This is a genomic window from Dyella sp. 01N36, from assembly GCF_056399745.1.
The window spans coordinates 1-13,132 of the sequence record NZ_JBFTRY010000002.1; the positions used below are offsets into that span (position 1 = coordinate 1).

Genomic DNA, 13,132 nt, shown 5'->3' on the forward strand with positions numbered 1-13,132 from the left:
GCCCTGCGCCCATCGCGGCGAGCCCTGCGCCCATCGCGGCGATGCGTTGCTGCAGCTGCGGCTTCTCGGCGATGGCGGCGGCATAGCGCGCATGCGTGTCGCGCAGGTCGTCCATCTCCGCGTGGATCGATTGCAGCGGCGCGACGAACCACCAGTGCAGCAGCGCGAAGTACGCGACCACCAACACGACCAGCAGCAACAGCACCGCCGCGATGCGGCTTTCGCGCGGCTTGAGCGTCGTCATCTTCATGGTGCGCTCCCTGAAGCCGCCGGCGCCTTGGGCTTGGCATCGTTGGGCTTGCGCAGCTGCGCCACCATGTAGAAGCGCTCCTTGCCCGTCGAAGGGTCGACCTGGATGGTGCCCTGGAAGTTCGCATCGGTGATGACGGGTGAGCCCTTGAGTGCATCCACCAGACGCGCCGCCTGTGGGCTCTGGCCCTGGAAACCGACCTGCCCGCTATTGTCGATGCTCAAACGCTCCAGCCACGCCGTGGTGGGCAGTCGCTGGCTGATGTCCTGCAAGACGCCGAGCGCCGATACCGTGCGCTTCTTGCGTTCGGCAAGAAAACCGGCAGCGCCGGCGTTGTCCTGCAATTGCTGACGCAGTCCGGCCACCTGCTGCGCATCCGCGCGCATCGCTTCCACTTCGCCGCGCATCTGGTCCAGTGCGCTGGCGCGGTTATGCAGGAACTGCACTAGCGACAGCAGCAACAGCACCATCGCTGCAGCACCCAGCGCAAAATTCAGTCGTTGCCGCGGATGCTTGCGGCGCAGGGCGAGTTCCGCCGGCAGCAGGTTCGCGCCCAGGCGATCCGCGCCGAACGACACATCCACGGCATCCACCTGCAAACCCGAGGCGGCGAGTTTGGCCAGTACGGGATCCAGCGCCTGGCGCGGCACCACGACGAGTTCTGCGGCGAAACGCCCCGGCGGTGCGGGTGCGCGTATTTCGCGCACGTCGTAGCGCACTTGTTCGACGCGGAACGGCGTTTGCCGATCCATCTCGAAGGCGCCGATCTGGGTGAGATTGTCGCGCGCCGCCAGCGGCAGGTTCAGGCGCGGACGAAGGACATGGGTGGGATCCAGGCATAGCGCCATGCGCAGGTCTTCGGCATCGATGCCGCGCAACGCATCGGCCAAGGCCACCTGCTGACTGGCGGGATCGAGCTGGCTGCTCCAGCTCGCCAGCACTTGACTGCTGCCAGCTTTGCGCACCGTCCATTCGTCGCCTTCCAGCTGGAGCAGATACCAGGCCAGGCCGCCGCCAAAGCGGCTGTGCCAGGATGCTGGCAACAGCCCCTGCAGCTCACTGCCCCACCACGCAAAAAAGCGCGGCATGGGCGAGCCACGCCACGCACGACGTGCGCGATCGAACTGCAACTGCAGCGGCTGCGTTGTCGTATTCACTCGCCCTCTCCCTCCTGCCAACGCAGCACGGTATACGGCAATGCGCCCGGGCGTATGCCCTGTAATCGCACCGTGGCGCGCAGGATCGCGCGCGTACCGTCAGCCAGCGTGGCCTCCGCACGAATACTATCCGTTACTCCCTGTATAGCGACCAGGCCCGGCTGTTGCGGACCAGCGCCACGGGACGCGGCTATGGCCTGGGCCTGCTGCGGCGTCATTCCGGGCACGGCGGCCAGGGCCAGCGCCGGCGCGGTCTGCGGATCGGGCGAGGGCCGGCCCGACCACAGCGTGACCTGCGAGGCCACCGCGCGATACGTCTTGGGAGTCATGCCCAGCACCATCTGCAACTCCTCGACGGTGCCAAACGGCCCGTGCCGGGGACCGTAGTCCAGCCCGGCATTGGCATAGGCGGCATTGGGCACCGTGCCCGCGGGTGTATAGGAAAAGCTGCGCCAGTCCACGATATTGCGGGCCAGTGATTGCGCGTCCATGTCGGACATGCCGGCGGCACGAAAGAAGTTCTGCAGCACATCCGGCGTGGCGGCGTTGAGATCGACCTTGCCGGTCTCGCTGATGATGCTGATGATCACCTTGGCGCCATCGAACGCAAACGGATAGTTGCGGCCATCCGGCACCCAGCGCTGGTCCTGCTGCGGATCCTGCAAGGCATAGATGGCGCGCATCACCCCCGCTTCCGCCGCGTAGTGCGCCTGGGTCTGCGCAAACTGATAGCGCGCCTGCAGGCCTTCGGTGCGCGCCAACATCGCATAGCCGCCGACCAGGATGGCCAGCAGCGTGCACGCCCACAGCACCACCAGCAGGGCCACACCGCGCTGGCGCTGCAAGGCCGCGTTCATTGCGTGCTCCGGCGCTGCAGGCCCTGCAGCAGATCCACGGCCTGTCCCTGCACTGCGGTCACGTCGACGCGGATCGGCGCATCGAGCAAAGGCCACGTAGTCGTGCCATCCAGCTGCAGGGCGACGCGCACGATGCGCGGCATGGCGCGCGTGTCATCCCACTCGTCGCTCCACTGCCCGGCGCGATCCTGCGCATCGGCCGAGCGATAACTGAATTTGCCGCCGCGGATGTGATCCACCAGCACTTCAGGATCGCCCACCGGCTTGGGTGCGCTGCCATCGGGCGGCATGACCGCAAAGCTCGCTTCCAGCCGCGAGGTGCCGTCGCGGTTATCCACCAGCTTCAGCTGCTGCAATTGCGGCCCCAGCTTGCCGAGATAACCGGGCAGCGGCGCGACAAATTTGAGCTCTCGCGCATCGCCCTTGAAGTAAAGCGGATCGCCCTTGTCGGTGTGCGCCAGCGGCACGGCGCGCGCCTGCGCCAGTTCACGCCTGAGGAATTGCTGTGCCGAGCGCACTTCGTCCATGCGTTCGATCGACGCCTCGCCGGAGCGCACGGTATGCGTGGCCGTGCGCACACCGGAATAGACACCCAGCAGCAGGATGGCGAACAGCGCCAATGCGCCAAGCACCTCCAGCAGGGTGAAGCCGCGTGCACGATGGACGGCGTGATGCTTCATGAGGTCCTCGCCGGACCGAGCACACGCAAAGTGCTGAAATGCGCCGAACGCGGGTGCACCGATGGTCCCCAGATCACATCCAGGTCGAGCTTCAGCACGCGTACGGGCATGTTCTGACCAACCGGCGCCTGACTCCACGGCGTCACCACCAGGCGCCAGCGATAGTTCGCGTCGAAGCGACCTTCGGTGCTACCCGCTTGCAGAGGCGTGGTGATGTCCACGGTATCGAGCATTGAGCGCGCCCACATCGCGGCCTGGCTGTGGTCGTCCGCATTGCGGGTGAGCTGGATGGAGCCGCCCGCCACTTTCAGCAAGGCCGTAAATGCAATCGCGAGCAGCAAGGTCGCCGCCACGACTTCGAGCAGGCTGAAGCCGCGCGCGTGCCGCTTCATCGCTTTGCACTCACGTCAGCGACGCTGACGGCACCGGTGAGCCACGACACATTCACGCGCCACTGGCGCCGCTCGCGCTGCAGCGTGATGTGGCCGCCGGTGGAACTGCCATCGGGGAAGAAGCGGATGCGGCCGGTGTAACTGTTGACCTGGTCTTCCTTCGCGCTGGTGATCCCTAGGCGCATTCCCGAGGGAAGGCGCACGCTGGGACCGTTGTCTGCGCGATAGGTGTTATCGCGTGTATCGACATCGAAGGTGTGTTCGTTGCCGTGCACGATGGCCTGCGTGCGCACACCGCGCAGCGCAGCGGCGAGTTCACCGCTCGCGGCGTTGACGCGCGCACTGGCCAGGCCCTGCGTCACCGACACCGCGACGGCGGCCGCCGCGATGCCGATCAGCAGAATCACGGCCAGCATTTCGAGCAGGGTAAAGCCACGCGCCGCACCCGAAGTGCAGTGGGTTGACGTGCGTGGCGATATCCCTCGCATGCTTACTGCCAGTTGCCCACGTCAGCGCTGTAGCCATCGCCGCCGGGCTTGCCGTCCTGGCCGTAGAAGATCAAGTCGAAGGCACCGTGATCACCGGGGGCCTTGTAGCCAAACTCATGGCCCCACGGATCGTGCARCTCCGACTCCTTCGCATACGGCCCCTGCCAGTTGCGCGCGTTGGCSGGCTTCACCATCAGGTCCTGCAGCTGCTGCGGCGGGGCGCCGTTGTCGAGCGCRTAGTTCTCGATCTTCTGGCTGAGCGTGGTGAGCTGGGCCTTGCCCGCGCCGTACTTGCCCTTGTCGACGTTCTTGCCGACCTGGGTCACCACCACCGCGCCGATGATGCCGATCAGCACGATCACCGCCAGCATTTCCAGCAGGGTGAAACCGCGCGCYGCCGTATGACGGCCGAAAGTCCTTTGTCGCATGGGGTACCTCATCGTGGTTCGAAAGCAGCTCTAGAAAGGGATTACTGGATATGGCTGGTCAGATCGAGCATCGGCAGCAGGATGGCCGCCATGATGAAGGCCACCATCACCGTCATCACGATGGTGAGCGCGGGCACCAGCGCCGCCAGCAGGCGGTCGATGGCGCGGCGGCTTTCCAGCTCGAAGGTGTCGGCCACCTTGAGCAGCATGGTGTCGAGCTGGCCGGCTTCTTCGCCCACCTGCACCATCTGCAAGGCAAGACGCGGGAAGCGCTGCGCCTGGGCGAGCGCAAACGACAAGCCGGCGCCTTCCTTCACCTGCTCGGAGGCCTGCGCCAGTGCCAGATCCAAGGCCTTGTTGCCGGTGACCTGGCGGGCAATGCCGAGCGAGGTCAGCAGGGGCACGCCGTTCTTGAGCAAGGTGCCGAGGGTGCGGGCGATGCGTGCCGTCTCCACTTTGAGCAGCAGCGGGCCGACCAGCTTCATGGTGAGCAGGCGCGTGTGCCACGCCAGCTTCGCCGCCGGATCGCGCAAGCGCGAGCGGGCAATCAGTACGCCGAGAATCAACAGGATCAGCAGCGCCCACCACCAGCTCTGCAAGGTGTTGCCGATCGCGAGCACCACCTGGGTGATCAACGGAATCGGCACCTGCATGTCGTCGAAGATGGGTACGAACTGCGGCACCACATAGGCGAGCAACAACAGCAGCGAGCCGAGCACACCGACCATCAGGAAGGCCGGATAGATCAACGCGTTGATGATGCTGCCGCGCAGCTGCTGCGAGCGCTCCAGATAGTCGGCGAGGCGACGCAGGGTGTCTTCCAGCGAACCGCCCGCTTCACCGGCACGCACCAGGCTGATGTAGAGCTTGGGGAACACGCTGTGCTCATCATCCAGTGCCTGCGACAACGGCGTGCCGCCGCGCACGCGGTCGCGCACGCGCTCGATCAGCTGCTTGGCGCTGGCGCCTTCGGGCAGATCCATCAGGATGCCGAGCGCGCGATCCAGCGGTTGGCCGGCGCCGAGCAAAGTGGCCAATTGGTGGGTGAACTGCGCCAGCTGATCGCCGGTGAAGGCGCCGCGCTTGAACCAGCCGGCCATACCGCCGCTGGCGGCGCCGCTGTCGGCGGCGCGCGCATCGAGCGGCGTGTGGCCTTGGTCCTGCAGACGGCTCACCACCTCGTCGAGGCTGGCCGCTTCCATCTGGCCTTGCAGCATTTCGCCGGCGGCGCTAACGGCGCGGTAGCGGAATTGGGTCATGCGACTAACCTCCTCTCCCCGTCGGGGAGAGGATTGAGGTGAGGGGCGGGTGCTCGCGATAGAGCAGCAACAGGCGTGGTCACACTTAGCCGCGTTTCCGCGAGCACCCGCCCCTCACCCCAGCCCTCTTCCCGCAGGGGAGAGGGAGCAAGTGCAATCGCGTCAGCCTTCCTGCGTAACACGCAACACCTCCTCAAGCGTGGTAACGCCCGCTACCGCCTTGGCGATCCCATCCTCGTACATGGTGCGCATGCCCTCGCTGCGCGCGAGGCGTTCAATCTCGCCTGCATCGGCGCGCTGCATCACCAGCCGGCGCAGCGGATCGGTCATCACCAGGAACTCCATGATGGCGCGACGGCCGCGATAGCCGGTGGGATTGGTCGTGCTGGTGCCGGGTTTCCACAAACGAATCGGGCGTTCGTTGGTGTACTTGTGCAACTCGAACTGCTCAATGACTTCGGGCAGCGCGTCATAAGGGATGGCGGTCTCCGGATCCAGTCGGCGCACCAGGCGCTGCGCCAGAATGCCGTTGACGGTGGAACCCAGGAGGTAATCCTCCACGCCCATGTCCAAGAGACGGGTGATGCCACCGGCGGCGCTGTTGGTGTGCAGCGTGGAGAGCACCAAGTGACCGGTGAGCGCCGACTGGATCGCGATGCGACACGTCTCCAGATCGCGCATTTCGCCGATCATGATCACGTCCGGATCCTGGCGCACGATCGAGCGCAAAGCCCCAGCAAAATCCAGCCCGATCTGCGGCTTCACCTGGATCTGGTTGATGCCTTCGATCTGGTATTCCACCGGATCTTCGACCGTGATGATCTTCACGTCGGGCGTGTTGATCTGCGACAGCGCCGTGTACAGCGTGGTGGTCTTGCCCGAACCGGTGGGACCAGTGACCAGCAGGATGCCGTGCGGCCGCTCCAGCACATCGACGAAACGCTGCTGGAAGTTGTCGGTAAAGCCCAGCGACGCAAAATCGAACACCACCGATTCGCGGTCGAGAATACGCATCACCACCGATTCGCCAAAACTGGTCGGCACGGTGGACACGCGCAGGTCCAGCTCCTTGCCCTGCACGCGCAACTGGATGCGCCCATCCTGCGGCAGGCGGCGTTCGGCGATATTGAGCTTGGCCATGATCTTCACGCGCGAAATCACCGCGGCAGTGGAGCTCGATGGCGGCGCTTCCACTTCATGCAGCACACCGTCAATGCGATAACGCACCTTCAGGCGATTTTCGAACGGCTCGATATGCACGTCCGAGGCGCGCTGTTCGACCGCGCGCTGAAGAATAAGATTGACCAGGCGGATCACCGGCGCCTCGGAGGCAAGATCGCGCAAATGCTCCACGTCGTCTTCCACGGCGGCACTGCCGTCGAGGTTCTCCACAATGGTGCCCATCGCCGAGCGACCGGTGCCGTAGTAGCGCTCGATCAGGTCGTCGATCTCCGAGCGCAGGCCAATGCGCATCGCCACCGGCCGACCGGCCGCCAGCTGGATGGCCTGCAGCGGATACGGATCAGCGGGGTCGGAGACGACCAGGCCTAGCCCGTCCTCGCCCACCCGGACAGGCACGACATGCTGCTGCTTGAGGAAGCGTGCGGACACGTCGAGCTCGGCCGGGGGCATATCAGGCGCGTCGCGGGCCGCCAGCAAGGGAATCGCGAGCAATTCGGACCAGGCCTCAGCCAGATCGCGCTCCGAGACCAGGCCCAGCCGGGCCATCAAGCCCGTGAGCGTGCCATCGGGCGACTCTTCGTGAAGACGGCGCGCACGGACGAGATCCGACTCCTTCAGCCGCCCACGGGAGACCAGCAGCGAACAGACCGCTACCTCGCGGCCTTCCGTTGCCGCACCCTCCGCGTTGGCCGCCGGCTTAGCGACTGCCGACATGCATCACCCCGTTTCAAGACTGGTTCCAACCCGGACGTCGCCCCCAACGGCACCGGAGGCGCATTGTTAACACACCCGCCTATACGCGCGCGAGCACGGTTTCTCACCTCGGCTCACTGGTTCGGACCACACCGCGCGGCCAGTGTTCCGCGATTCATGCAAAGGACGGGCAGCGCCAATGGGCACGGCTGCGAGGTACCGGCTCGATCGCCGATTCGCAAGAACTCACCGCCACGCCGGGTGCAAAACGGCAGCGCGGGGTGGTGGATGGCGACGGCAGCGATGACCTGGCTAGCGTCGACCCTTGCGCCATCGCGGGGAGCGCCCGGTTTCTTTCATCACGGGACGCCAGAACATGCAGGCGACGGCCAGGACCATGCCCTCGGCCAGCGAACCCGCCAACTCGGTACGCACCGTCGTTTCTCGCCAGACGATCGCCGTCGCCAGCAAGACGGGCGCAGCCATGGCAAGTCCCTTCAAAGTCGTGACAAGACACAACATGGCGGCTCCTTGGTTCCACGCGCGGGCATCGCCCTGAGGCGCGACGACACCCAGCCAGGCAGCCGGCGTCAGTCGAACGCCGGCTGCCTGCCCCTCACTACCAACCGAAGCTCACGCCCACGGTGCCGCTGGATTCGCCGCCGCCCGCGATGGAGCCGCCGAGCAGCACGGCACCGTTGCCCGGTAGACGATGCGAGTAGCCCACGGCGAGTGCACTCTGTCCGCTATAGCCGCCCACCGCTGCACTGACGCGATTCTCGGTATTGGGTGCGGCGGCGATCGCGCCCGCCATGCCGGCCATGGCGCTCCCCATCGCACCGACGCGATCCAATCGCGTGTTGACAGTGTGGAACTGCTGGTTCACCTGGTCACGGAAGGCGTTGAAATCGCCGGTGGTGGTGAATCCGGTCAGCTTGGTATCGGTATAGGCCTTGGCCGATCTCAGCGTGTTCTGGTCGCCGGCATCGGCATAGGTCTTGGCGGTGACCAGGGCTTCCTGCACCTGCCCAAGGTTTGCCGCGTCGGTCTTTTGCACGCCCGCTGCTACATTGGTGACTTGCCGCTCATGACCCACCGAACCCACGGATACCGAGTTGTCGCGCGTGGCCACTGAGTTGCTGCCCAGCGCCACGGCATTGGTCGCCTTGGCTTGCGCGCTGCTGCCGATGGCCGTGCTGTTGGCACCGGATGCGAGGGCCGATGCGCCGCCGGCGGTGGCGTTGTTTCCGCTCGCCGTGGGCGCGGCAGCGTTGGTTCCGCTGACCTGAAACATGCCGGCCTGGCCGGTGCTCAGGTTGCTGACGTTGGCGATGGTGGCTTCCACCTTGCCCACGCGCGTGCCGAGCTTGTCCACCGCTTGATTGGTAGCGAATAGCTGGCCGCCGTTGACGGCGTCGGTACTGCCGTTGCCCAGCGTGCCATTGGCCAGGTTGGTGACGACGGTGCCGCTTGCGCCACCGAGCGCCACGGTGGACTTGCCTGCATCGCCGTACATCACGGCGCCGGCCAACGCGTTATTGGCGCTGGCGACAACGCTGTTTAGCTGCGACATGTTGACGGCGTCCGTGGCGCCCATGCCTGCAGCCACGTTGGTGATGCGACGCTCGCCGCCCATCGTGCCCACGGATACCGTATTGGCCTGATCCGACACCGAATAGGCGCCCAGGGCAACGCTGTTTGCCGCCTTCGCCACCGCGTTTACACCGATCGCCACGCTGTTCGCTGCATTGGCAAAAGCGTTGTAGCCCATGGCCGTGGCGTAAGTGGCATTGGTGCCGGCGCCACTGCCAAACGCCGACGAGCCGATGCCCTGAGCCACGGCGTTGCTGCCCATGGCGGTGCTGTTGTTGTCAAAAGCCGCGCTGCCGGCGCCGACTGCGGTGCTTTCAATGGCCGCAGAGACGCTGTTGGGGCCGACAGCCACACTGTCCTCGCCCACTGCCGACGCGTTCACGCCGATGGCTTGAGCGCGATTTGCCCATGCCTGGGAGGAAGCGCCCACAGCCATCGCGTCACTCACATCGCCTATCTTGCTGGCGCCGTCGAGAGTACCGGCCGAAGCGTTGTTGCCAATGGCAAGATTGCGCTTGCCGTCCCCACCGTCGGCCCGGGCGCCAGTGCCCATGGCCTGGTCCAGGTCCGATGAAGCCAGCGCACCGTGACCCACAGCCAAGCTGCCGGCCCCACCGGCGATGCTGGCGTCACCGATTGCCACGCCGTAGGCGGTACCCGAATCCGGGGCATTGGCAAAACTGTAGCGACCAATGGCGACACTGCCGGCACCGTTGGCCTGGGCCTGATAGCCAATGGCAACGGCACCACCGGCCTCGGGGGCACCGAGCAAATTGGCACCTCCCGCATAAGCCTCCACACCCAACGCCATGCTGTTGTTCAATTCCGCCCGCGCGCCTTTGCCCAGCGCGACACTCTGCGCACCTAACGAGCTCGTACCCACACCGAGTGCCATCGAGTTAGTGCCCACCGAATGACTGTTGGTGCCGAGCGCTACGCTGTCGTCACCGTCACCGATGGCACGGAAACCCTGGGCAATCGCACGGGCCCCGTTGGCCGCCGTGTTGACACCCAGCGCGAGGCTGCTGACGCCATTGGCGTACGCGCCATAGCCCATCGCCGAGGCAAAGTCCGCATTGGTGCTTGCGCCGCTACCGATGGCGGACGCGCCCTTGCCCTGCGCCACTGCCTTCGCACCCAAGGCCATGCTGTTGTCGTCGTAGGCCACACTGCCCGCACCCAAGGCGGTGCTCTCGCTGCCATCGGCAAGGCTATGGGAACCCACCGCGCTACTGCGAGCGCCAGCAGCCGTGCTGTTGGTACCGACGGCCATGCTCTCTTCACCGCCCGCCTCCGATTGATAGCCAGCGGCAACGCTATTGATGGCGTTTGCTTTGGCCATGGCACCAACGGCCAGTGCGTGCGTGGCCGTCGCGGCCGCATCTTCGCTGCCGTCGGTGGCGCCATTGGCATCGATGAGATGACCGGCGACGTCCGTGTTGCCGCTAGCGTGCATATCGATATTCGCAACGTGCGTGGGACTGCTGCTGGCTAGGATGGTCTCGTACCCGACCTTCTCTTGGGGGGCATCACCGGCCGTTGCGGACATCGTCGCCAGCAGCAACGCGACGCCTATCGACGGGATCACACCCGATACCTGCCTTGAACCGGTTGTGCCGTTTCGCTTTGCCAACTCCGATACAACGATCAGCTTGCCGAGAGACCGATTCCAGACCTTGCTGTAGATCTTGTTCATTCAACTGCTCCTGATGGGAGCGGCATGGAACTCGCCCTATGACGTGCCAGCGGCGGGACGAATTCCATGTCGTCCGTCTATGTAGTGATGCGCAGAGCCGCGCGCGCAAACCGCGCACGCAAGTGCCGCACAAGATGGTTCGTTCGATGGGGTGTGACGGCTGCGCAGCTCCTGGCGACGCAGCTGCCTGCGTTGTGTCAGGGTTTGTAGCTGGCCTGCACGCTCACTCCGCGATAGGCCTTCACGCCAACCACGCGCAGGTAGTAAGTGGTCGCTTTCGGGACGCTCCTGACGATCACCGATTCGGCGTTGCCCACGTGCACCGAGGACGCATCGAATGACGTCGCCGCCGGCAAGGCTCCTGCCTTCACGTAGAGCGAGACGTCGCCGGTGCCACCTGCGGTACGCATCACCAGCGCGCGTGCGCCAGCGGGAACGTCGATCTTGTAGAAGGCCTCGCTATCCCCATCGCCCTGTTGGCCGGTGAGCGCCACACCGTTCTGAAGCACCTTGGTTTCCGGCGGCGGAGCCGCTTTGCCAACGGCAGCAAACACGGCTGCCTTGGCATCAAGAATGCCCGCACCGAAGGTCTTGAGTGGATCGGGGGCGAAGTGCGGCTTGTGCGCGGTCTTTTTCAGAATGCTGAGCACGTCATCGGGCGAAAGCAGCGGCAATCCAGCGGCCAGGCGCGCGGACTGCATCAAGGCCACGGTGCCGGCCACATGCGGGGTCGCCTGCGACGTACCGGCCATTCCGCCGTATATATCGCCGGCAGGACTTGCCACCGGCGTGGTGTCTCCGCTGTTGAGCGCTTGCCAGGCGAAGCCTTCGGGGTTGAGTTTGGTGCCGGATGCATCCTCGTTCGCAAAGACACCGCCGCCGAAAGCAGCGAGCGCGATGGTGCTGTTGGTGGGAGTGTTGTAGTTGGAGTAGAACGCCAGGCGGCTACCCACACCGATCGACGCCACGCTGATGACACCGGGGCAGCTGGCCGGCGTAAATTCCTCCGCGGGAGCGTCGGAGTTTCCGGCGGCAACCACCACCGCAGTGCCGTTCGCCCGTGCCCTGGCGATGGCCTTCCCGTAAATGCTGGCAGCAGTACACCTACCCCCGCCACCCAAACTCATGTTGATGACTTGAGCGGGATGCTTGTTGTCGGGCACGCCGTCCACATGTCCGCCCGACGCCCAGACGATGGCGTCGGCGATGTCGCTGTCATAGCCACCGCAATGGCCGAGTACACGCACCGGCAACACCTTGGCCTTGTATGCAATGCCCGCCAGACCGATGCCGTTGTTGGTGATCTCCGCGCCGGTAGCGCTGGCGACGTGGGTGCCATGCCAGGAACTGTCATCCCCGTCATCGCCGGGGGAAAGGCAGGCGTCGTCACCCGATGCGTACGGCGCACCCTTGGTCCAGTCACCCAGATCCCAGCCACCTGCCGCACGGCCATCCGTGCCGCGACCGGACATGAAACCGTCGACGATGAAGTCGTAGCCGTCGCCCGCCGACGAAGTGTCGACGTCGGCGTGTTTGACGATACCGGTATCCAACACCGCGATGGTCACACCGGTACCGTCGGCCAGATTCCACGCGCCTGTGATATTTGCGCCACCCCAATTGGCCACACTATTCCCGGCCGCGGTTGGCATACCGTCGCCGGGCAGATAATCCGTCTGATATTTGTCAAACAGCTTGTCGTTGGGAACGAACGCCGCGGGCGCCTTGATGCCGATAGCATGTCGCAGCACGTCGGGCTGCACATAGGCAACCGTGGGATCGGCAGCGATCGCCTGCATGAAAGCGGCAGCTTCGTTTGAGTTCAATTTGCGCGATGTGGTGATGACATGCGCGCCGATGGCCACGGTGCGCTTGTAGGCCACCTTGGGCGCGTGGATGGAAAGCGAAGACTGCGACCTGGCAGCGCGAGCCATGGCTACCGCGGCAGCCTGGCCTGCCGCTACCGGCGCAGTCGGCGTGTCATCGCGATAACGGACGATAAAACGGTTGTAGGTACCGTTGTTTGCCAGCGAGCTGGTATTGATCCGTGCTGAAGCGTCGTTAACGGATGCCGCGCTTTGAGCATGAACCGTCACGCTGAACGAAAGTGCGACGGCAACGGCGGCAGCCAAAGCACTTCGGATGGTGGTGCATTCCATGAATTGAAACCTCCCTGATGATGTCGATGCCGCCTTTCGGCAGCCGGCCTTGCCTCCACTCAAGCTCACGGTTGCCGGCACTGCGAAAGGCAACCAATCCGTTCTTTTGCGGAGACCAAACAACTATCGACGGGCGATCAGGAGACGAACAATCGAATTAGGCGCGCGCAGCTCGCTGCATTTGTCGCCACCCATAGTCAGATTTATCCGATACGGACGCGCATTGCCGCACCGCAGGGAAGCGGGCCTCTGGTGTGCTTCTGGCCGGCCCGATTCTGCTTTCGACGTCATCTTGCTG

Annotated in this window: 11 protein-coding genes and 1 pseudogene; all 12 read right to left on the minus strand. The window is 65.0% G+C overall.

What is annotated here, in order from left to right; translation table 11 throughout:
- Positions 1 to 250, minus strand: a pseudogene (locus tag AC1DMG_RS00735) (type II secretion system protein GspM); the annotation flags it as partial.
- Positions 247 to 1,407, minus strand: a complete 1,161-nt coding sequence (locus AC1DMG_RS00740; RefSeq protein ID WP_441602810.1) for a PilN domain-containing protein — start codon at positions 1,405 to 1,407, stop codon at positions 247 to 249. The gene AC1DMG_RS00740 and the pseudogene AC1DMG_RS00735, both read right to left, overlap by 4 nt.
- On the minus strand, positions 1,404 to 2,264 hold the full coding sequence (locus AC1DMG_RS00745; RefSeq protein ID WP_441602809.1) for a type II secretion system minor pseudopilin: 861 nt from the start codon (positions 2,262 to 2,264) through the stop codon (positions 1,404 to 1,406). The genes AC1DMG_RS00740 and AC1DMG_RS00745 overlap by 4 nt, the downstream gene beginning before the upstream one ends.
- Positions 2,261 to 2,944 carry a prepilin-type N-terminal cleavage/methylation domain-containing protein gene (locus AC1DMG_RS00750; RefSeq protein ID WP_441602808.1) on the minus strand — a complete coding sequence of 228 codons (684 nt, stop codon included), beginning with the start codon at positions 2,942 to 2,944 and terminating at the stop codon, positions 2,261 to 2,263. The genes AC1DMG_RS00745 and AC1DMG_RS00750 overlap by 4 nt, the downstream gene beginning before the upstream one ends.
- Positions 2,941 to 3,336, minus strand: coding sequence for a type IV pilus modification PilV family protein (locus AC1DMG_RS00755; protein ID WP_441602807.1), 396 nt, complete (start codon positions 3,334 to 3,336; stop codon positions 2,941 to 2,943). The genes AC1DMG_RS00750 and AC1DMG_RS00755 overlap by 4 nt, the downstream gene beginning before the upstream one ends.
- On the minus strand, positions 3,333 to 3,824 hold the full coding sequence (locus AC1DMG_RS00760; RefSeq protein ID WP_441602806.1) for a GspH/FimT family pseudopilin: 492 nt from the start codon (positions 3,822 to 3,824) through the stop codon (positions 3,333 to 3,335). Before AC1DMG_RS00760 ends, AC1DMG_RS00755 begins: the two co-directional genes overlap by 4 nt.
- Before the next feature lie 2 nt (positions 3,825 to 3,826).
- Positions 3,827 to 4,252, minus strand: coding sequence for a type II secretion system major pseudopilin GspG (gspG, locus tag AC1DMG_RS00765; protein ID WP_441602805.1), 426 nt, complete (start codon positions 4,250 to 4,252; stop codon positions 3,827 to 3,829).
- Between the two features lie 41 nt (positions 4,253 to 4,293).
- Positions 4,294 to 5,511 (minus strand): type II secretion system inner membrane protein GspF, encoded by a 1,218-nt coding sequence (gspF, locus tag AC1DMG_RS00770; protein WP_441602804.1) that lies wholly within the window; start codon positions 5,509 to 5,511, stop codon positions 4,294 to 4,296.
- A 162-nt stretch (positions 5,512 to 5,673) separates the two neighbouring features.
- Positions 5,674 to 7,407: a type II secretion system ATPase GspE gene (gene gspE, locus AC1DMG_RS00775; protein WP_441602803.1), complete on the minus strand. Its 1,734-nt coding sequence runs from the start codon at positions 7,405 to 7,407 to the stop codon at positions 5,674 to 5,676.
- Positions 7,408 to 7,698: 291 nt separating this feature from the next.
- A complete protein-coding gene (locus tag AC1DMG_RS00780) occupies positions 7,699 to 7,872 on the minus strand; it encodes a hypothetical protein (protein ID WP_441602802.1) in 174 nt (57 codons plus the stop codon).
- A 133-nt stretch (positions 7,873 to 8,005) separates the two neighbouring features.
- A complete protein-coding gene (locus AC1DMG_RS00785) occupies positions 8,006 to 10,675 on the minus strand; it encodes an ESPR-type extended signal peptide-containing protein (protein ID WP_441602801.1) in 2,670 nt (889 codons plus the stop codon).
- A 197-nt stretch (positions 10,676 to 10,872) separates the two neighbouring features.
- Positions 10,873 to 12,834, minus strand: coding sequence for a S8 family serine peptidase (locus tag AC1DMG_RS00790; RefSeq protein ID WP_441602800.1), 1,962 nt, complete (start codon positions 12,832 to 12,834; stop codon positions 10,873 to 10,875).
- Positions 12,835 to 13,132: the final 298 nt, after the last annotated feature.